Below are 20,407 nucleotides of genomic sequence, written 5' to 3' on the forward strand. Positions count from 1 at the left end.
CTGTCTTCGCACAAGCCATGTGTTCAAACAACCGCATCAGCGCGACAGCTCCTTCAGGCCAAGCCGGATGAGCTTTGTGGAGTCAGCGCCCTCACCCGCATCCTTCATCGCAGCGGCAATGGCGTTGGCGGCCTGATCCCGCGAATAACCGAGATTGGTGAGAGCCGAGACCGCGTCCGTAACTGGAGCCGGAGCGACACCCTCGCCCAGCTCCTGCTTCAAGCCGATCGTCCCCATCGCCTCACCAGCAAAGGCTGGCGCCTTGTTCTTCAATTCCGTTACGATGCGTTCCGCGACCCGCTTGCCAACCCCCGGCGCCCGGCTGACCATGGCGATATCGCGCAGCGCTATGGCATTGGCCAGATCAGACGGCGTCAATGTTCCGAGAACGCTCAACGCAACCTTCGCACCAATACCTTGGACGCTTTGCAGCAAGCGGAACCACTCACGCTCAAGCGCAGTGCCAAACCCGAACAGACGTATCAAATCTTCGCGCACATACGTTTCAATAAGCAAGACGACTGCCTCGCCTTGCCCTGGCATGTTGGAAAGTGTCCGGGCCGAGCAGAAGGCGACGTAACATACGCCGTGCACATCGACGATCACATGATCCTCGCCGATTTCGTCGACAGTACCTTTGAGCTTTCCGATCATCCGAGTGCCGCCAGTTTCTGTTCGATGGCAATACGCCCGATTGCGCTTTGCCGATGATGTGCGTGGCAAATGGCAACTGCCAGTGCATCTGCGGCATCGTCAGTGTCGAATATAGCCTTCGGCATCAGCACTTTCACCATCATATGAATCTGTTTTTTCTCCCCGTGCCCAACACCGATAACAGCTTTCTTGACTGCATTTGGTGCATACTCGGCAACGTGGAGTCCGGCCAGAGCGGGTACCAGCAATGCGATCCCGCGAGCTTGACCGAGCTTGAGCGTCGCTGTGGCGTCCTTGTTGACGAAGGTATGTTCGACGGCCGATTCATGCGGCACCATCTCGTGAATAACACCGGCAAGTCCATCGTGTAGTTGACAGAGCCGGGAGGCAAGGTCGAGTTTGGCGTCTGAAAGAACGGTGCCTGCTGCAACAAAACGCAGTGAATTTCCCAGCGTCTCGATGATACCCCAGCCTGTCCGCCGAAGACCTGGGTCAATTCCTATAATACGAATCGCTGCTTTCATGCTCGAACCTTATCCACGTGTCACACATCTTGACAGCAGAAAGGTGAACAAAAGAGAAACAAATCTGTGCGTTGTTAGCGATGGCCGAACGCGGTGGCCAACAAACTGATCTGATCGGATACAGGATTGATTGAGAGGACCCGCTTTTGCTCGGTACCGGCGCCATCATTGTAAATCTCATCGTCCATTTGGCGAACGCGCGCCTGCAGGCGCAATGAGCGGTGCACGATATCGCAATAGGACAGCGGAATTTCATCCCAGCCAACAACTGTTTCAGGCGCCGAGTCCGTATCAAGCCGAACCTTAGCTTTTTCTGAAAGCACTTGTTCTAGTGTCATCTCACCGCTACGCGATGCGCGTTGCAAAAGCAGCCACGATGCCACCTGCATCAGACGTGTCGTCAACCGCATTGATTCAGCCGCATAAAGCGTCGCCGCTATGCGCGACAGGCGTTTGGCCTCCTCGCGACCCTCGCCATCAAGGTAAAAAGCCGCTTCTTCCACAAGGCTCATGCCTTCATCGTAGAGATGATTGAAACTCCCCGAGCGGACCATGCGCTCTGCAAGTCTTATCGTGTTGTCTACGTGGAATTCCTGTTCGGTCATCATATGCCCTGTTACCTAAAATGCGCTGCCACGATCCGCGATTTTTCCAAAGCAGTGCTCCCTTACTGGAACAGCAAGCGAGGTATCACAACGGTCGGCTAGCAGTAGTCCCCAGCAACCTGCCTGCATCCTCACAACAGCGCAAGTTTATCCTTAATAAAGGGTTAACGGCAGGGTTAAACTTTGGATATGAACATAAAAAAAGAGCCGCAAAAACGAGGCGGCTCTCAGGAGTCTAACAGGGAGGCGTCAAACAAAGTGGCCAAACCACTTGGTAAGAATCCAGAAAACTGGATGATCAATTTATAGATTGTAATGCTTAACGACTGGTTAACGACAACAAGAAACTTGAGTTTATCGCGAGGCAACTGCTCTCGTCGCCGGCTTCATTGTCCCTTCCCTCACCTTGCCGGCAACCGCAATTTGAGGCTTGACCGGCTTTTGCACCGGACGCCCGCCCCAACCGATGCGCGGCAGCCATTCGAGGTAATAGGCCAAGGCAAATTGCGCCATGATCCCGCTCGCGATCAGAAGCGTGTCGTCAAGCAAACCACCTGGATTCAGGACCTTGACGACCTGTGCCACCATGGCAAGGATCGTACCGGCAACAAAAACCGGCAGCGAATGTTTGCCTAGAATGGCCAGCGGATGATCTGGGGCGCGACGGGCCAGATTGGAGATCGCCGGCACAGAGACAATCACATAGGCCAGTGACAGGACATGGGCCAATCGGGTCAACGACAGGAACGTTTTGTCGAAGCCCGTTAAAACCGCCGGCAGGCCCAATGACGTATCGACACCCCACAATGGCCAACGCACCCAAACCAGTGCAATCAGGATATAGGCCACGGAAAGCCCGAACAAATACTTGTTGAACCCAATGGTACCGCCTCGGCGCACATGCATGATTCCTGCTATCCCGATAACGAACAGGAACTGCCACGACAGGGGATTGAGAAACCACACACCGTCGGTCGGATAGTTTGGCGGGGCGATTTGGTACACGCCGGAAACCAGCCACAACATTCCTGAGAGCACAACCATGGCAGAAATGCTGATTCTCGCGATCATCAGGAATATTGGGAGCATCAGCAACAGTACGCCATACATTGACAGGATATTGTTGTAGCCAATCTGATGGCCCATCGTCGCAATGCCGATGAGCGCCTTTGCCGGCTGATCCATCAGCGGACCTATGTTGATGAACGACATGAAGTCGGGGCGTTTCAGGTAGATGCCTGCGGCACAGAAAATCGCCAGCGTAGCGATTGTCGTGAGAATGTGAGCGCAGTAGAGGGTCGTAGCCCGCCGCCAGGCCTTGAGCGTTGTCAAAAGACGACTGCCCGATTCGAACTTGGAACCATAGGCGAGACCGACCGCTATACCGGAGATCAATACGAACGCCTCGGCGGAGTCGGAAAATCCAAAATTCTTGTGAGTGAGGTTCTCATAGACCGTCCCCGGAATATGATTGATGAAGATCGTCAGAAGAGCCAAAGCCCTGAAAACGTCGATACGGGTGTCCCGCTGTTTGAGCTGGTTCTGTGTCATAGCGTTCACCAATATCCTGTCATGCACGGTCATTCCGCTTCCGGCCTCGATGGAAGCGACTCGCCTGGGAGGCTGTGATTGATAATGTTGACATAGGGCAAAAGTTGCGGTTGCGCCGATCAACTTTCGTTCAAAAATATGACAAGCTGGCAATTCCGTCATAGGTGAGCTTCAGGCCCATCAACAAAATCATTGCGTACATGAATGGATAAAATACCTCCGGTCGCATCCGTTTGACGATCCAGGCGCCGGCGAATGTCGCAAGGGGCGCAAGGGGTACGAGCACAGCGGAAGCCTTCAAATTCGTCGCGTCAAATTGTCCGAGAGCAAAGTAGGGGATGACCTTGATCGCATTGATAACGGCAAAGAAAATAACACTGGTGCCGTTATAAATCTTCGGATCCTGTCGCAGCGGAAGGGTATAAACCTGGTAGGGCGGGCCACCGGCATGGGCGACAAAACTCGTGAACCCGGCAATCGTCGCCCAAAGCGTGGCCGAGGCGCCGTTGTGGGACTGTGCGGTCGCGCGCTTCGTTGCGCTTGCGAAGACGTACCGCGTAAAGAAAATGATCGCAACGAGACCAACGATCAGCTTCACCATGTCGTCCGTCACGATGGAAGCGGTGAGCCAGCCAATACCGACGCCAAGCAGACCGCCGGGCAACATCAGTTTCAATGTCGTCATGTCACGATATCCGCGCCACGACCAAAGGCTTGCAACATCCATGATGATCAGAATGGGCAGCATGATCGCGGCGGCCTGAACCGGTGGCATGACCAGCGCCATGAGCGGGACACCGACCTGTCCCATAGCGCCACCAAGCCCGCCTTTGGAAAGCCCGATCAGAATCGTGGCTGGGACAGCAGCAGCATAGAACCACGGGTTCATCAGAAGATCGGGCATGGCGGGGAATCCGGCAGGAAGTACTTCTCCCTTTAACTCTGCTCATTACGATTGAAAAATGCTTTTTTGGAAATATGCTCCAATTTGGTACATAAGATGTTGAATTTGCAACAAGGCAAATCGAAACCTTTGGGTCTGTTCAAACCATCCGCCATCCTCTATGCCCGAATTCCATCACGATTGCCCGGTCTATGAAGAACGATTGTAAGGTCGCAACCCATGAACATCGAACCGACACCTCGACGCTGCCGTATCGTTTTGATCGCCCCTCCGGCTGCAAGCGGGGATGAACTTGCCACGCTGCTTGACGATGCGCTTTCCGGCGGAGATGTTGCTTCGGTATTGTTGCCCGCCTATGAAGCGGATGAGGCTTTGTTCCAGACCCTCGCTGAAATTGCCGTTCCGATCATCCAGAACGCCGGTGTAGCAGCAATCATCGTCGGCAGCACCCAGATCGCTGGCCGGGTCAAGGCAGACGGTCTGCATATCGAGGGACCGGCAGCTGACATTGCAGCCAATGTGACGCGCTTTTCGCCCAAAATGATCGTCGGGACCGGCAATATCAAGAATCGTCACACCGCACTGGAAATCGGTGAAGCTCAACCGGACTATGTTCTGTTCGGCAAAATTGGCGCTGACAACAAGCCGGAAGCGCACCCGCGCAACATCGATCTTGCCGACTGGTGGGCTTCCATGGTTGAAATTCCTTGTATCATTCAGGCAGGCAACACCCTCGACAGCATCCCCGATGCCGTAGCAACAGGTGCGGAATTCATCGCTCTTGGTTCGGCCGTTTTTGATGGAGCAGATCCGGCAGGGGCTGTCCGGGAGGCCAACCGGCTTCTTGACGAGCACGCGCCTAAATTTGAGGAATAATTCTATGGGAGCAAGATCAGGAAAGCTCGTCTGTTCTGTTGCGGCCGCACTGATGGCCATGCCGGTTTTTGTCGCGGGAGGCCTTGCCCAAACTGCTCAAACACCTGCGTCAGAACCGACGACTCCTGCACCCGCCATGCCGCCCTCGCCCGAAACGACTCCGAAGCAAGCCAAGCCTAAATCACCCAATGATCCCGCTCTCGATACGATCAACCCGACGCGGTTTGGCAAAGGTCCGGAAGATGACGCCTTTGGCGCCTACCAACGTGGTCTCTACAAAACTGCTTACAACCTGGCTTTGCCGCGGGCGGAGGCCGGCGATCCAAATGCCCAGGTCTTGCTTGCAGAAATTCTGGCGCGTGGTCTTGGCGTCCCTATTAACATGCAGGAATCCGCAAACTGGTACGGCAAAGCTGCCGATCAGGGATTACCAGAAGCGCAATTCCGCTATGCGGTAATTCTGCTCCAGGGGAAATATGCTCCGAAAGACCCCAAGAGGGCAAAGGAATTGATGAAAGCCGCGGCAGACGCCGGAAATGCTCCGGCAGAGTTCAATTTTGGTCAAATCTTGCTGCAAGAACGCCCAGGCGCAACAGGCGTCGAAAACGCTTATCCCTGGTTCCAGAAAGCTGCAGACAAGGGTCTTCCCGATGGCGAATATGCGCTCAGCCAGATTCTCGCCAACGGTACACTGACTATTCCGCGCGATGACGCCAAGGCGCGGCAGTATCTGGCGAAAGCCGCTGTGAAGGGATACGACACGGCTCAACTCGACCTGGGGAGCTGGCTCGTCACAGGTCGCGGCGGAGCAAAAAACTATAAAGCTGGTTTCGGCTGGATGTTGCGCGCGGCAACGGGCGGCAATGTCGCAGCGCAAGCGCGTCTCGCCAAACTTTACCGCGACGGCATTGGCGTCGAGGGCGATTTCATCAAGGCTGCTGCATGGTACATCGTGGCCAAGCGTGCGGGGCTGAATGATCCCGAGCTTGAATCATTCATGGCCGGACTTGATGATAGTCAGACCCAAGCCGCAATCACGGAAGCAAATAAATTGCAGTGAACTGGCCTTGATCCAAGACGTTGACGCGCTGATCATCCGCGCAATAGATTTCGGAACGTACCGATACTGCAACCAGCCGATGGGAATCCAAAAATGCCGTTGATCAACCGCGCTCACGAGATGCAGCAACACGTCGCCGAATGGCGCCGGCACCTGCACGAAAATCCGGAGCTCATGTATGACGTGCATGAAACGTCGCGGTTTGCCGCCGAGAAACTGCGCGACTTTGGCTGCGACAGCGTCGAGACTGGCATTGGCAAGACCGGCCTGGTCGGCATTATTCGTGGGCGGCATGGCGATGGGCCAGTGATCGGGTTCCGCGCAGACATGGACGCTTTGCCGATAGCCGAAGCGAGTGGAAAATCCTGGATGTCCAAGACACCGGGAAAGATGCACGCATGCGGCCATGATGGTCACACCGCAATGCTGCTCGGTGCAGCACAGTATCTTGCCGAAACCCGCAACTTCAAGGGTACCATCGCTGTCATTTTCCAGCCTGCCGAAGAAGGCGGCGCTGGCGCGCTTGCCATGATCGACGATGGTTTGATGGAGCGTTTCGGGATCAGCGAAGTTTATGGCATGCATAACGCCCCCGGCCTGCCGATTGGTCAATTCGCTACTCGCAAGGGTTCGATCATGGCGGCGACCAACGAGTTCGAGATAACGGTAACCGGGCGGGGCGGTCACGCGGCCAAGCCCCAATCGGCGATCGACCCCGTGGTGATTTCCGCCCATATCATTCTCGCCCTGCAGTCGGTCGTGTCCCGTGAGACAGACCCTCTGAATTCACTGGTCATATCCGTGACACAGCTCAATGGGGGCGACGCATCCAATGTCATCCCGGATGTCGTCAAGCTTGGCGGTACAGTAAGGACCCTTTCGCCGGAGGTTCGAGCGTTCGCGCAACAACGCTTGACCGAAGTCGCTGAATCGACTGCGGCAGTTTTTGGCGGCAAGGCAGAAGTCAAATATCATCAAGGTTATCCCGTAACGTTCAACCATGAGCGAGAAACCGAGTTCGCGGTCAGTGTCGCCCAGACGATTGTTGGCAACGCTGCAGTGACGACGGACATGCCGCCCGTGATGGGCGCCGAGGATTTCTCTTATATGTTGGAGAAACGGCCCGGCGCCTTTGTTTTTATCGGCAATGGCGATACTGCGAGCCTGCACAATTCAGCGTATGACTTTAATGATGATGCGATTCCTTATGGCATCAGTTACTGGGTCTCATTGGCGGAAACGGCGTTGGCCGCCTGAGCTCGCGGGTAAAACTCGGAAGAACGCCTTATGGCTGTTTTCGTGCCCACTCTTGCCTATTTGACGAATTTGTGGTCTTGGAGCGCCATTCTTGACCGCCGCCGCAGGACTGGCGCGGGTATCCAACACAAATCCGAGTAGACAAATGAAAATCAACGGCAATGAAATCCGCACCGGCAACGTGATCGAACATGATGGCGGCCTCTGGGTTGCTGTCAGGACCAATCATGTCAAACCCGGCAAGGGTGGTGCTTACAATCAGGTGGAACTGAAAAACCTCATCAATGGTACGAAGCTGAATGAGCGTTTCCGCTCTGCAGAGACCGTTGAGAAGGTCCGCCTTGAGCAAAAGGATTTCTCCTTTCTCTATGAGCAGGGCGAAGCGTTGATTTTCATGGACACCGACAGTTACGAACAGCTTGAACTGCAAAAAGATTTTGTTGGTGACCGCGCCGCCTTCCTTCAGGATGGTATGATGGTCACGGTGGAGCTTTACGACGAGCGCCCGATCGGCATTTCGCTTCCGGACTATGTAACGCTGGCAATCACCGAGGCCGATCCAGTCGTCAAGGGTCAGACAGCTGCGTCTTCTTATAAACCGGCAGTTCTGGAAAACGGCATTCGCGTTCTCGTGCCCCCCTTTATCTCGTCGGGCGAACGTATCGTCGTTGATACAAACGAACTGACTTATGTTCGCCGCGCCGATTAAGCTAATTTTGATTTTGACGGAGAAATAACCCGAAATGGCGCGTTCAGCGATTCTCAATGTAATGGTGCAGGCTGCTATGAAAGCCGGCCGCTCGCTCGCTCGCGATTTTGGCGAAGTACAGAACCTGCAGGTCTCGTTGAAAGGTCCTGGCGATTATGTCAGCCAGGCCGACAAGAAAGCCGAAGAAATCGTCTACACCGAACTGCGCCGGGCCCGTCCGGACTACAGCTTCCTGATGGAAGAATCAGGCGTTGTCGAGGGCAGTGACAGCCAACACAGATGGCTGGTCGATCCGCTCGACGGCACCACCAATTTCCTGCATGGCATTCCGATTTTTGCCGTTTCGATTGCACTTGAGCGTCAGGGCCAGATTGTGGCCGGCGTTATTTTCAATCCAGCCATGGACGAGCTTTACACAGCGGAGCGTGGCGGTGGGGCATTTCTCAACGACCGCCGGCTACGCGTTTCAGGACGCAGCAAGCTGGTTGACTCCGTCATAGGTACCGGCGTTCCCCACCTCGGTCGCGGCGATCATGGCAACTATCTCTTGCAGATGCGCAACGTCATGGCCGAAGTATCCGGTATCCGCCGCATGGGTGCGGCGGCTCTCGATCTGGCCTATGTGGCGGCAGGACGCCTCGACGGTTTCTGGGAAGAAGGTCTTTCACCGTGGGATATTGGCGCCGGTATCATCATGATCCGTGAGGCTGGAGGCTTCGTCACAAATCTCGATGGCGAGCAAGATGTGATCGAAAGCAAAGCTATCATCGCGGGCAATGAGGCAATCCAACGTGCTCTTCTAAAGACCTTGAAAAAGCCAGTCTAGTCGCTGCAATTGTTGCTTGTCCGGAACAACGACGGAGTTTTGCTCAAACGGGAGCAAATTCAACTTTCGGGCACCTTTCAATTTCACCATAATTTCGGTTAGGGTCGCAGAAATCGATTTGACTTGCGCGGAAAGCGTGCAGGCAAAGTGATTTTATGTTCATTGTGCATCTGTTAGGTGCACCGGATTGCGATGCGGAGACGACACGATGGCTGATTTCAGTTCGACCCGCCAGGGTATGGACGGCGATGATTTTGATCCTTACCGGCTCTCCAGCCCGCGGTTCGTGCTTTTATCGATGGCGATCTTTCTCGCAATCGTTGCCTTTCTTGCGGCCATTCTATTTCGCCAGATATCGGTCTTCTTTACCACCAATCCCGGTCTCAACGGCCTGATTGTCGGTGTTCTTGTCGTGGGCATCCTGCTTGGGTTCGGCCAGGTTATTCGGTTGTTTCCTGAGGTTCGCTGGGTCAATTCTTTCCGAAAGGGCAACAATGATCCGAATGCCAAGCCAATCATGCTCGCGCCGATGCGCGCGCTCATCGGTCGACGCCAATCCATGGCGCTTTCAACCAGCGCGATGCGTTCCATGCTTGATTCCATCGCTGCGCGGCTTGATGAAACCCGCGATATCTCCCGTTATCTCATCGGCCTCCTGGTGTTTCTCGGCCTCCTGGGAACCTTTTGGGGACTTCTCGAAACGATCGGCTCCATCGGCCAGACCATTCAGTCGCTCGACCCCCGGGCGGGCGATGCCAATAGCGTCCTCGACTCGCTGAAGGCCGGTCTCCAGTCCCCGCTCCGCGGTATGGGTACGGCGTTCTCCTCCTCGCTCTTTGGCCTTTCCGGATCACTCATACTTGGTTTTCTCGATTTGCAGGCGGGTCGGGCTCAAAACCGCTTCTACACCGAGTTGGAAAACTGGCTATCAAGCGTCACGGATCTTGGCTCCGACCTGCACGCGTTGGATGCAGCGAGTAGTGGTGCCTCCGATGAACTGCGCGCATTGTCGGAACGCCTGCAAAACATTCAAGAGACCGGCGGATCGAGCCAGCGTACAACGGCTGCTCTGGCAAGCCTTGCCGAAGGTATCCAGGGGCTTGTGAAGAACATGCGGTCCGAGCAGCAGATGATGCGCGATTGGGTGGAAAAACAGTCCGACGAACAAAAGGCCATTCGTCAGACACTTGCTAAATTGGGCGATGCTATTGCTCGCGACAAGGCAAACTGATGGCCCTAGGTCGCAACCGCAAAGCCATTCGCCACGTTGATTATTGGCCGGGTTTCGTCGACGCGCTGTCGACGCTGCTCCTGTCGATCATGTTTTTGCTCTCGGTTTTCGTTCTCGCACAGTTTCTCTTGAGCCAGGAAATCACCGGCAAGGATGCGGTGCTCAATCGGCTTAACTCGCAGATCAACGAGCTCACTCAGCTATTGTCGCTGGAACAGGGCAACAAGCAGGACCTCGAGGATACGATTGCCAACTTGCAGGCGTCTCTCACCAGTGCACAGAATGAGCAGTCGCGGCTTCAATCACTGCTTTCCCAAGGCGCTGGCGCCGGGGCGGCGGCAGAGGGCAAGATCACCGAGCTGTCGACCGGGCTTGAGAACGAAAAACAAATCAGCGCTCGCGCACTTTCGCAGGTCGAAATTCTTAATCAACAGATCATGGCGTTACGCAAACAGATCGGTGCCCTCGAAGAGGCGCTCAACGCATCGGAATCACGCGACAAGGAATCGAACGCCAAGATTGCCGACCTCGGCAAACGGCTCAACGTCGCTCTCGCGCAACGCGTGCAGGAGCTCAATCGCTACCGTTCGGACTTTTTCGGCCGTCTGCGCGAAATTCTTTCCGACAGGGAGAACATCCGCATAGTCGGCGACCGTTTCGTCTTCCAGTCGGAAGTGTTGTTTCCATCAGGAACAGCGATCCTTAATCCGGCCGGTTCCGAGGAGATGAAGAAGCTTGCATCTGCCTTGATCGATCTGCAGAAGGAAATCCCTGATGACATCAACTGGGTTTTGCGCGTCGATGGCCACACGGACGACGTCGCTCTTTCCGGGACCGGCCAGTTCAAGGACAATTGGGAACTTTCATCGGCACGCGCCATTTCGGTTGTCAAATTTCTCATCGCCAATGGTGTCCCGGCAAACCGCCTCGTCGCTGCGGGCTTCGGCGAGTTTCAACCGCTTGAGCCCGGCGGCACACCGGAAGTACGAGCCCGTAACCGCCGTATTGAGCTGAAATTGACTGAACGCTAGAGCGCGCTCCCATCATGTCAAAGAACCGGGTGTGCTTCCCCCTTGCCACGCCCGCTTTCGCGCCTGGCCATTGCTTGCATTACGGGAAGACGGGCGGTCGTCGAAGCGCGTCTTTGTAGATAAGGTATGCGATCCGAAGACCGCCCGCTAACGTTTTCCCCCTGCCGGCCAGCTTCTGCTTGTTCCGCGGGGCGAGTGGATGAACGCCTGGAGTCCGGGCCCATCGTCGCCGTCGGTGCAGTGTCCGCACGATTGGCGTTGGCGTCAACAATGGAGGCAATATCTGCCTGTAGGCGCAGATTGACCTCCGAAGACGAACAGGTCGGCCAGCGCTTGGGTCCGTTGCCCGCCCGCTGACACGCCGTCCTTCCCCACTTTCGAACGGCTCCGGAAGCAGCTCCCCATGGAAAGGACGGGGATAGAATAACCGAGGTTTGGAGAGCGTGGATAAACAGCCACGATTTTTTTGTCTGGAAGTTTGACCGGGGTGCCTTCAAGAGTGCTGATCTGCCGGATGGCAATGATGCTGTGTGTGGTTCGACAAGCTCACCATGAGGGAGTTGGGTGGGCTGCACGATAACCGGCCACGTCGCGGTAGGCATCAACGTTGCCGTTCCTGGCTCCATGCAATCAACCCACCTCCCTCGTGGTGAGCTTGTCGAACCACGCACGTTGCCTGTGCCGATTCCGAGCACTTACAGTTACCGTCAAAAGGTTCTGAGTGATACTTTATCCGCGAAACGGCATCACGCCGTTACTCCGCGGCACCCCTGAAGGCATCGGCGCCTGCTTCAAACTGCAGCTTGGCAAGGCTGGCATAGATGCCGTTCTTCTTGACCAAAGTCTGATGTGTGCCTTCCTCGACAATCCGTCCATTCTCCATGACAAGAATGCGGTCGGCCTTCAGCACGGTCGCGAGCCGATGCGCGATAACCAGTGTCGTGCGGCCTTGCATCAAATGGTCGAGAGCCCTTTGCACCAGCATTTCGCTTTCCGCATCGAGTGCAGACGTTGCTTCGTCGAGCAATAGGATAGGCGCGTCGCGCAAGATGGCGCGCGCGATGGCCATGCGCTGGCGTTGGCCGCCGGACAGCGTGATACCGCGCTCGCCAACCTGCGTATCATAACCGTCGTCGAACGCCTTGATGAAGTCATGCGCCAACGCCGCCTTGGCCGCGGCCTCTATCTCCGCGTTTGTAGCCCCAGGTCGACCAAAGCCAATGTTCTCGCGGGCGGTCGCGGCAAAAATTGTTGTATCCTGTGGAACGATCGCGATGCGTGAACGCAGATCCGAAGGATCGACTTCGCGCAGATCGAGCCCATCGACGCGGACACTCCCCGAAACCGGATCGTAGTAGCGAAGCAGGAGTGAAAACACGGTACTCTTGCCGGCGCCCGACGGGCCTACGATAGCGACCGTCTCGCCCGGTTGGATCTTGAATTCGAGACCTTTCAGGGCCGGAGCATCCGGACGTGACGGGTAGTTGAAGTAGACATCATCAAAGTTCACCGAACCTATGGCCGGCTGCGGCAGAGGGGCAGGATTGGCCGGCGCCTCTATTGCCGGTTTCTCTGCCAGGATTTCCATCAGTCGTTCGGCTGCACCCGATGCTTGTGACAGCTCACCCCAAACCTCGGAAAGCGCACCGAGCGCCCCCGCGGCAAAGACGGCGTAAAGCAGAAACTGGCCAAGCGTTCCGGGCGTCATTGCGCCGGAAAGGACATCACGCGAGCCAAACCAAAGCACGGCGACGACGCTGGAAAAGATCATGAAGATGGCAAAGGCAGTCAAGATCGCCCTGGCCTTGACCGATGAACGCGCCGCCGAAAACGCACCTTCTACGGATGCGCCAAAGCGCGTTGTTGCTAGTTTCTCGTTGGTGAATGCCTGCAGCGTGCGCACCGAGACGATAGATTCGCTGGCATAGGCCGTGGCACTGGCAAGAGTATCCTGGGCAGCGCGTGAACGGCGGCGCACGGATCGCCCGAAAGCGACCAACGGAATGATGATCAGCGGAATTGCCGCGATAACAAGTCCTGACAGCTTGGCGCTCGTAATCACCATCATCACGATCGCGCCCAAGGCAAGGATGAGATTACGAAGCGCGACGGACGCCGTCGCACCGACCGCCGATTTGATCTGTGTCGTGTCGGCTGTAAGGCGCGAGACAATCTCTCCCGACTGGGTGCGATCAAAGAAAGCCGGAGAAAGCCGTGTCAGATGATCGAATACATCCCGGCGCAAATCCGAAACGATGCGCTCACCAAGTGTTATGACGAAATAGTACCGCCCGCCCGAAGCGAGTGCCAGAAGCGCTGCAAGCACCACCAGCATGCCAAAATAGTTATTGATAAAAGCACCATTTGCGCCGGTAAAGCCGTGGTCGATCATGCGGCGGACAGCCAGCGGAAGCGTCAAGGTCGTAACCGCCGCCAGCACCAGGGAGACTAGCGCGCCAGCTATCATGCCCCTATAGCGTAACATATAAGGGTAGATACGCCGCAGCGGTTTCAAAGAGCGACGCTTTCTTTCCGTCTCTTGAAGGTGAGATGGATCCCTATCGGCCATGGTCTCAGGTCTTCCTCACATCGCTTTGCGACTTTGCGGCCAGACGGCCTTGTTATTGCTTAAAGGCTGATGTATAGGCTCGCCAACAGTTTTGGAAGCCCACGCCCCTGTGACGTTTGGCTTCATCTCTACCAATCGGCTCCGACCGGAACCCCACTTAGGCAGTGGCGCTGGTTTTGTGCCCTCTAGTTTAGGACGATACAGATGCAGGCCAAGATTCATCCAGATTACCACACCATCAAGGTCGTCATGACCGATGGTACAGAATACCTGACCCGCTCCACCTGGGGCAAGGAAGGCGATACGATGAACCTCGATATCGACCCCTCCACGCATCCGGCATGGACCGGTGGTTCGCAGCAGCTGACAGACCGCGGCGGCCGCGTATCGAAGTTCAAGAGCCGTTTCGCCAATCTCGGCATATAAGTTTTCCGGCACACCGGATTTAAAACGGCCCCGATATTCGGGGCCGTTTTTGTTATTCGCTCCCTCTCGTTTGACAAGCTACTGTTTCGCCAATAGTTTTTTCGAACGCGTATCTGCATGTGCAAGGGAGGGAGTACCCGATGACCGACATGACTTCAGGTAGCAACGCCGCTTCAGGGGCGACGATCGAGCCAAGTCTTCATCGGGTCATGGGCCCTTGGCTCCTGCTCCTCTTCATCGTCGGCGATATTTTAGGCACCGGCATCTACGCGCTCACTGGGCAAGTTGCCAAGCAGGTTGGCGGTGTCGTCTGGCTGCCGTTCCTCGTGGCCTTCGTCGTCGCCGTCGTCACCGCCTTCAGCTATCTCGAGCTCGTGACGAAATATCCGAAAGCAGCGGGCGCCGCGCTTTATACGCACAAGGCCTTCGGCATCCACTTCATCACCTTCATCGTCGCTTTCACTGTCATGTGTTCGGGCATCACCTCCGCATCGACAGCATCGCGTGCATTCGCCGCTAACCTTTCAGGGGCGTTTCAGCTCAATCTGGAAACCGGGATCGGCATTTCGCTGGTCGCCCTCGCCTTCATGGCGATCGTCGCGGCCGTTAATTTCCGTGGCGTTGGTGAAAGCGTCAAGGCCAACGTGGTTCTGACAATGGTGGAGCTGACAGGCCTTCTGATCATCATCTTCATCGGATTGTGGGCCATCGCCGCGGGTCAGGGCGACGTCTCCCGCGTCACGCAATTTGCCACGTCTCCGGATACCAGCGTCTTCTGGTCGGTTATGGCGGCGACGACTCTCGCCTTTTTCGCCATGGTCGGCTTCGAGGACTCGGTCAACATGGCCGAGGAATGCAAGAATCCGTCAGGAATATTTCCAAAAGTGCTGCTGGCAGGTCTCTTCATTACCGGCGCTATCTATGTGCTGGTCTCTATTTCCGCCATCACCCTCGTTACACCTGCCGATCTTGGCGAAGGCGAAACCCCGCTGCTCAAGGTCGTCCAGGCCGGGGCGCCGAATTTCCCGCTGTGGATTTTCGGCTTCATCACCATGTTCGCCGTTGCCAACAGTGCCCTGATCAACATGTTGATGGCGAGCCGCCTTGTCTATGGCATGAGCCGCGAACACGTGTTGCCGCCGATTTTCGGCAAAGTACACGCCAGACGCCGCACGCCATATCTGGCGATCGCCTTCACGACATTGCTGGCGTTTGCCCTCATCCTGTTTGTGGGTGAGGTTCCGGCTCTTGGTGGCACGACGGCATTATTGCTTCTTTTCGTTTTCACGATCGTGAACATTGCAGTTCTGGTCTTGCGAAAAGAAAGTGTCGATCACGATCACTTCCGCACGCCGACGTTTCTGCCGATCGTCGGTGCAATCTGCTGCGCCTTCTTCGCAGGCCCCTGGACGGGCCGCGATCCAGTGCAATACAAGATCGCCGGGATACTCATCGGGATCGGTGTGGTGCTATGGGTTGTTACCGTTCTGGTCAATCGCGCTACAGGCATAAGGCCGACTGACGCGGATATGGAAGCTCTTGGCGGGGACGGCCCGGTCAACTAAGCTCAAACAAAAACCCGCCAGGACATTCCTGGCGGGTCATTATTTTAAATAGGATCAGGCGGCGCTGAGCTTGGCCAGGACTTCGTCGCTCACTTCAAAGTTCGCATAAACGTTCTGCACGTCGTCGTCATCGTCCAATGTCGAAATCAATCGAAGAACCGACTGCGCCTTATCTTCATCAACCGGAGCGGTCGTCGCAGGCTTCCAGATCGCCTTGATTGATTCCGCTTCACCAAGCGCAGCTTCCAGCGCCTTTGAAACGTCGCCGATGTCTTCGAAAGCGCACAGAATTACGTGGCCCTCTTCATCGCTCGCCACATCGTCGGCACCAGCCTCGATCGCAGCTTCCATAACCTTGTCAGCGCTGCCTGCCTCGGGCTTGTAGGTGATTTCACCAACGCGATTGAACATGAAGCCGACGGAGCCGGTTTCACCCAATGCACCACCAGCCTTGGTGAAGGCCGCACGCACATTGGAGGCCGTACGGTTTCGGTTGTCCGTCAATGCCTCGACGATGACAGCAACGCCGCCCGGGCCATAGCCCTCATAGCGGACTTCCTCGTAGTTGTCGGCATCGCCACCGGACGCCTTCTTGATGGCGCGCTCGATATTGTCCTTTGGCATCGACTGCGCCCTGGCGTTCTGTACGGCCAGACGCAAGCGCGGGTTCATCAACGGGTCGGGCAGACCTTGCTTGGCAGCGACCGTTATTTCGCGGCCGAGCTTGGAAAAGATTTTCGACCGAACGGCATCCTGGCGCCCTTTGCGGTGCATGATGTTCTTGAATTGTGAATGGCCTGCCATGGCACCCCTGCGTGCTTTCTTGCGGTTGTTGATGTTTCACTTCAGGGCCCTGCAATGAAGTTGCGGGCTGCACCGAGCGGAAACATGCTTCTGGAATGGCGCCCTTATAGGTAAAAAGCGGCGCCTCGTCCAGCACCAGTCGCTACGGGCGTTCACTCAAACTTCAGTCTGGTGTCTTGGTAGCCGGATTTCGATATCACGGAGCAAAGTTCAAACCACTCACAACCGATACAAGCGCGTCGAGTTTGGCCTTTCGTAAAGGCATCCCGGAATTTTCCGACTGTTACTGCATCGAGGGTCATAACGTCGCCGACCTGAAGCGGCCTGCCAAGCAGATCAGCAACGTCATGCATCGCCTTGATATCACGCTCAATAACGCTGTCGCGCAAGCAATGCGGTTCGGTCGTCGCAAGAAGGGGCTGACAGATATCGTCCGGCCCCTCCTCAATCAGGATATCCTCGCCCGCCACCAATCTCGCAACGATGCTGTCGTAGTTTGCGGTAAAGGCGGGACTATAGCCTTTACCGACATAGGTCAGCACGCAGAGCAGATGGTGCGCGCGAAGCTTGACCGTCAAGAGAGGCGAATACCCGAGCGGCGGAACATTTCGATCGTTGCGGCAGCCAGCGCCGATTTGAGTACGCCGCCGATGATGAATGGCGCAACACCGAAAATCCATGCCTTTTCGAGGCCGATCATGTTTGCCAGCCACGCCCCACCGAGCACAAGGCATAGCGCATTGCCGAGAAGCATGACACCGAAAGCCGCGAATGGATTACGCGTCAGCCCACGTTCCGCGAGAAGACCAACGAATACCGCAACAACAGGAAAGGAAAACAGATATCCAGCTGTTGGACCTGCAAAGGCAATCTGGCCCGGCATGCCCTCGGCCAAAACAGGCAATCCGATGAAAGATTGGAGAAGCCATGCGATGACGGTGATGCCACCGAGCCGCCAGCCATAGAGAGCGCCTACCATGGTGACCGCGAAGGTCTGCATGGTGACTGGCACCGGAACCATCGGAACCGAAATCCACGAACTGACCGCAAGAAACGCAGTGCCGATCGCCACTGCTAGCGCCTTGTATGCGAGCGATCGGTTAGCGAGTTTAAGCGGAACGAAAGCTTCGGCAAAAGTGGTCTGGGTCATTGATGCAAATCCTCTAGCACGCGTTAAGGTAGTCGAACTGTAGTCAACATTACTTTTTTCTGCGGCGCGCCAGCATGTTGAGCGCCTCGACAAGGGCGGAAAAGCCCATCGCCGCATAGATGTAGCCTTTGGGAACATGGTAACCAAACCCGTCGGCGATCAGCGTCATACCAATCATCAAAAGGAAGCCAAGCGCAAGCATGACTATAGTCGGATTGTTGGCGATAAATTTGGACAACGGCTCGGCTGCAAGCAGCATGACAGTCACGGCAGCGAGCACGGCGATCACCATGATGGCGATTTCATCAGTCATGCCGACAGCGGTAATGATGGAATCTACGGAAAACACAAGATCGAGCACGAGTATCTGCACGATGGCGGCACCCATGGACAGCGTGACTGTTTTGCCGATGACATCGTCCTTGGCATCCTCGTGGTCAACCGTGTGGTGGATTTCCTTCGTGGCCTTCCACACCAGAAACAGACCACCTGCGATAAGGATAAGGTCGCGCCATGAAAACCCATGCCCGAAGGCTTCGAATATTGGTTCGGTGAGCTGGACGATGATCGAGATTGTGAACAACAGCACAAGGCGAAGCACAAGTGCGGCGCTGATGCCGAGCCGGCGGGCACGCGCCTGCTGTTCCTTCGGCAGCTTGTTGGTGAGTATCGAAATGAAGATAAGATTGTCGATGCCGAGCACCACTTCCATCACGACAAGCGTGACAAGGGCTATGAGACCGGATGGTGTGTAGATGAAGTCAAAATAGGAGATTAGCGCTTCCATGGGGGTCGTTCCTGAGGTTAGTGGCCCGGATGGTATAGAGGTGCGTGCCTCGACTTAGGTTAGCGCCCTCCTTCGGTCAACTCATTTCCAGAATGATGGAATGGTTTCTTCAAGCCTCGGACCGAGACGCAAGGGAGCGATCTTTTCGGCAAGCCCGGTGCTGTCTGATATTTCGACGCCAACGCCGCAGATGGTGGCTTTCCCATTTGCAGCCTCAAACCGACCTTTCGGAACCTTGGACAAGAACCTGTTTAGCGGTTCTTCCTTGTCCATCCCGAGCGAGGAATCATAGTCGCCGCACATTCCCGCATCGGACATGTAGGCGGTTCCGCCATTGAGTATCTGCGCGTCTGCCGTCGGCACATGTGTATGAGTGCCCACCACGAAACTGGCGCGACCATCGACAAAATGGCCGAAACACTGTTTCTCGCTCGTCGCTTCCGCGTGAAAATCAAAGACCACCGCATCCGCCTGTTCCCCGAGCGGACATGCCGCCAGGATTTCTTCGGCTATCGTGAAGGGGTCGTGCAAATCCGGATGCATGAAAACCCGGCCCATGATGTTGGAAACGAGAACCCGGGCGCCATTTTTGGCAAGAAATATGCCCGAACCTTTTCCCGCCGTCCCCAGCGGGAAATTGGCGGGGCGCAGGAAGCGCTGCTCGCGCGCGGCGAAGACCAGCGCCTCGCGCTGATCCCAAACATGATTGCCGGTGGTGACGACGTCCGCACCCGCATTGATCGTATCGTGGAAAATCTCTTCGGTGATGCCAAAGCCGCCGGCCGCATTTTCACCGTTAACGATTGTAAAGTCGAGTTTCAGATCGGAGATAAGGCCCGGCAATTGTTCATAAACGGCCGTCCGGCCAGAGCGGCCCACCATATCACCAAGAAAAAGTAATCTCACGCGCACATCCTGAGTGAGAGCGCCCGTTCCTTCGGGGCTCGTAATTGTTGATTGGCTTTATCGATCTAGCCAAAGCTGCGCAACCCGCTTTCCGTCAGGACGGCCTCCAGCGGCACGTCATGCGGTTCATCAGGCACGATTTCTACTTGCTGACAGTCAAAAGCCACGCCGATCAACCGCGGATTGACGCCAATCTCCTTTAGTCGCGCGATTGCCCGATCATAATAGCCAGCACCATAGCCGATACGATGACCGCGTTCATCGAAAGCGGCAAGAGGGACCAGCATGAACGAAGGATCGAGAACCGCCGCATCCTCGGGCGGTCCAGCTGTGCCGAAACCCGTGGCAATCATCGGCGCACCGCGCACGAGTTCGCGAAAAAGAATCGTCTGTTTGTCGATAATGACCGGAAGGCACAACCGCGCACCTTTTTCGCGCATATGAAAAAGCAGGGGGCGTAGATCCACTTCCGACCGGATAGGCCAGAAACCCGAGACGTTGGTCCCCGGATCTACAACAAGGGTCGCGACGCCAGCGTCGGCGATGCGCATTGATGCTTCAATCCGATACTCCGTGGAAAGCGCGTCGCGGCGGGCCAGAGCTTCGAGCCTCAAATTCTTCTTCAGATCTTTGATGGAGGAACGGTGCTTCAAGCGGGTGACTTCATGAGGGGCTGGAAGCTGGAGTCCAGCTCGGATGAGCACAAAAAATTCAAAGCGGCGTCCACACAACCGATGGAGAAGTCGATCCCGGGAACCTACAAAGTAGGTGGGTGCCGTGTGAAGAAGCCCACGGGCCTCCTCAGGGACAGCTCCCTAAGGGATCATTAAGGCCCCGGGGAATATGTCTCTCCTGTCGAGAAGCGCAGAACGCCAACCCAAATATAGGACGGTTGGTTGGATTGCACCAGTAGGGTTGTCGGCTAATTTCAACCTCTTGCGCTCATTAAATCGCAACCCTAATCTCGCGCCT

21 protein-coding genes and 1 other RNA gene are annotated in these 20,407 nt (G+C 55.9%); 9 read left to right on the forward strand and 13 right to left on the reverse strand.

Annotated elements, in window-relative coordinates; translation table 11 throughout:
• Positions 1–36: 36 nt before the first annotated feature.
• The 5 genes from ruvA to FHS21_RS18220 all read right to left on the reverse strand — a co-directional run bounded on the left by ruvA (position 37) and on the right by FHS21_RS18220 (position 4,238).
• Positions 37–654: a Holliday junction branch migration protein RuvA gene (gene ruvA, locus FHS21_RS18200; RefSeq protein ID WP_112523750.1), complete on the reverse strand. Its 618-nt coding sequence runs from the start codon at positions 652–654 to the stop codon at positions 37–39.
• Entirely contained in the window at positions 651–1,178 is a 528-nt protein-coding gene (gene ruvC / locus FHS21_RS18205; RefSeq protein ID WP_112523752.1) for a crossover junction endodeoxyribonuclease RuvC, read from the reverse strand. Before ruvC ends, ruvA begins: the two co-directional genes overlap by 4 nt.
• 74 nt (positions 1,179–1,252) lie before the next feature.
• Positions 1,253–1,786 (reverse strand): protease adaptor protein RcdA, encoded by a 534-nt coding sequence (rcdA, locus tag FHS21_RS18210; protein ID WP_162701766.1) that lies wholly within the window; start codon positions 1,784–1,786, stop codon positions 1,253–1,255.
• A 351-nt stretch (positions 1,787–2,137) separates the two neighbouring features.
• Positions 2,138–3,334 (reverse strand): OpgC family protein, encoded by a 1,197-nt coding sequence (locus tag FHS21_RS18215; RefSeq protein ID WP_112524194.1) that lies wholly within the window; start codon positions 3,332–3,334, stop codon positions 2,138–2,140.
• 130 nt (positions 3,335–3,464) lie between these two features.
• On the reverse strand, positions 3,465–4,238 hold the full coding sequence (locus tag FHS21_RS18220; RefSeq protein ID WP_183663560.1) for a sulfite exporter TauE/SafE family protein: 774 nt from the start codon (positions 4,236–4,238) through the stop codon (positions 3,465–3,467).
• A gap of 219 nt (positions 4,239–4,457) precedes the next feature.
• On the opposite strand from FHS21_RS18220, the gene FHS21_RS18225 reads away from it, so the two are divergent.
• From FHS21_RS18225 to FHS21_RS18255, 7 genes are all read left to right on the forward strand, one after another.
• On the forward strand, positions 4,458–5,114 hold the full coding sequence (locus tag FHS21_RS18225) for a thiamine phosphate synthase (RefSeq protein ID WP_112523757.1): 657 nt from the start codon (positions 4,458–4,460) through the stop codon (positions 5,112–5,114).
• Between the two features lie 4 nt (positions 5,115–5,118).
• Positions 5,119–6,174, forward strand: coding sequence for a tetratricopeptide repeat protein (locus FHS21_RS18230; protein WP_183663562.1), 1,056 nt, complete (start codon positions 5,119–5,121; stop codon positions 6,172–6,174).
• Between the two features lie 93 nt (positions 6,175–6,267).
• Positions 6,268–7,431 carry a M20 aminoacylase family protein gene (locus tag FHS21_RS18235; RefSeq protein WP_112523763.1) on the forward strand — a complete coding sequence of 388 codons (1,164 nt, stop codon included), beginning with the start codon at positions 6,268–6,270 and terminating at the stop codon, positions 7,429–7,431.
• Positions 7,432–7,576: 145 nt separating this feature from the next.
• Positions 7,577–8,140 (forward strand): elongation factor P, encoded by a 564-nt coding sequence (efp, locus tag FHS21_RS18240; RefSeq protein ID WP_106719145.1) that lies wholly within the window; start codon positions 7,577–7,579, stop codon positions 8,138–8,140.
• Between the two features lie 34 nt (positions 8,141–8,174).
• Positions 8,175–8,966 carry an inositol monophosphatase family protein gene (locus FHS21_RS18245; protein WP_112523766.1) on the forward strand — a complete coding sequence of 264 codons (792 nt, stop codon included), beginning with the start codon at positions 8,175–8,177 and terminating at the stop codon, positions 8,964–8,966.
• Positions 8,967–9,174: 208 nt separating this feature from the next.
• A complete protein-coding gene (locus FHS21_RS18250; protein ID WP_112523768.1) occupies positions 9,175–10,197 on the forward strand; it encodes a MotA/TolQ/ExbB proton channel family protein in 1,023 nt (340 codons plus the stop codon).
• Positions 10,197–11,228: a peptidoglycan -binding protein gene (locus FHS21_RS18255; protein WP_183663564.1), complete on the forward strand. Its 1,032-nt coding sequence runs from the start codon at positions 10,197–10,199 to the stop codon at positions 11,226–11,228. The genes FHS21_RS18250 and FHS21_RS18255 overlap by 1 nt, the downstream gene beginning before the upstream one ends.
• A 754-nt stretch (positions 11,229–11,982) precedes the next feature.
• Here FHS21_RS18255 and FHS21_RS18260 read toward each other — a convergent pair.
• The gene (locus FHS21_RS18260; protein WP_183663566.1) at positions 11,983–13,797 is read right to left on the reverse strand and encodes an ABC transporter transmembrane domain-containing protein; all 1,815 of its coding nucleotides are present in this window, start codon (positions 13,795–13,797) and stop codon (positions 11,983–11,985) included.
• Positions 13,798–14,001: 204 nt separating this feature from the next.
• Here FHS21_RS18260 and rpmE point away from each other — a divergent pair, with 204 nt between their 5' ends.
• Complete coding sequence (rpmE, locus tag FHS21_RS18265; RefSeq protein WP_112523777.1) at positions 14,002–14,223, forward strand: 50S ribosomal protein L31; 222 nt, start codon at positions 14,002–14,004, stop codon at positions 14,221–14,223.
• Positions 14,224–14,363: 140 nt separating this feature from the next.
• Entirely contained in the window at positions 14,364–15,788 is a 1,425-nt protein-coding gene (locus tag FHS21_RS18270; protein ID WP_210283566.1) for an APC family permease, read from the forward strand.
• Positions 15,789–15,842: 54 nt separating this feature from the next.
• On the opposite strand, the gene FHS21_RS18275 is transcribed toward FHS21_RS18270, so the two are convergent.
• From FHS21_RS18275 to ssrS, 7 genes are all read right to left on the reverse strand, one after another.
• Positions 15,843–16,592 (reverse strand): YebC/PmpR family DNA-binding transcriptional regulator, encoded by a 750-nt coding sequence (locus tag FHS21_RS18275; protein ID WP_183663569.1) that lies wholly within the window; start codon positions 16,590–16,592, stop codon positions 15,843–15,845.
• A 152-nt stretch (positions 16,593–16,744) separates the two neighbouring features.
• Positions 16,745–17,170, reverse strand: a complete 426-nt coding sequence (locus tag FHS21_RS18280) for a DUF1284 domain-containing protein (protein ID WP_112523783.1) — start codon at positions 17,168–17,170, stop codon at positions 16,745–16,747.
• Positions 17,167–17,742, reverse strand: a complete 576-nt coding sequence (locus FHS21_RS18285; RefSeq protein WP_112523786.1) for a biotin transporter BioY — start codon at positions 17,740–17,742, stop codon at positions 17,167–17,169. Before FHS21_RS18285 ends, FHS21_RS18280 begins: the two co-directional genes overlap by 4 nt.
• A 49-nt stretch (positions 17,743–17,791) precedes the next feature.
• Complete coding sequence (locus tag FHS21_RS18290) at positions 17,792–18,529, reverse strand: TerC family protein (RefSeq protein WP_112523789.1); 738 nt, start codon at positions 18,527–18,529, stop codon at positions 17,792–17,794.
• Positions 18,530–18,610: 81 nt separating this feature from the next.
• Positions 18,611–19,435 (reverse strand): TIGR00282 family metallophosphoesterase, encoded by an 825-nt coding sequence (locus FHS21_RS18295; protein ID WP_183663571.1) that lies wholly within the window; start codon positions 19,433–19,435, stop codon positions 18,611–18,613.
• Positions 19,436–19,500: 65 nt separating this feature from the next.
• Entirely contained in the window at positions 19,501–20,088 is a 588-nt protein-coding gene (locus FHS21_RS18300) for a 5-formyltetrahydrofolate cyclo-ligase (RefSeq protein ID WP_183663573.1), read from the reverse strand.
• A 64-nt stretch (positions 20,089–20,152) separates the two neighbouring features.
• Positions 20,153–20,309: non-coding RNA, 6S RNA (gene ssrS / locus FHS21_RS18305), on the reverse strand.
• Between the last annotated feature and the right edge of the window lie 98 nt (positions 20,310–20,407).

Origin of the sequence: Phyllobacterium trifolii (genome assembly GCF_014192095.1) — a bacterium.
GTDB lineage: Bacteria > Pseudomonadota > Alphaproteobacteria > Rhizobiales > Rhizobiaceae > Phyllobacterium > Phyllobacterium trifolii.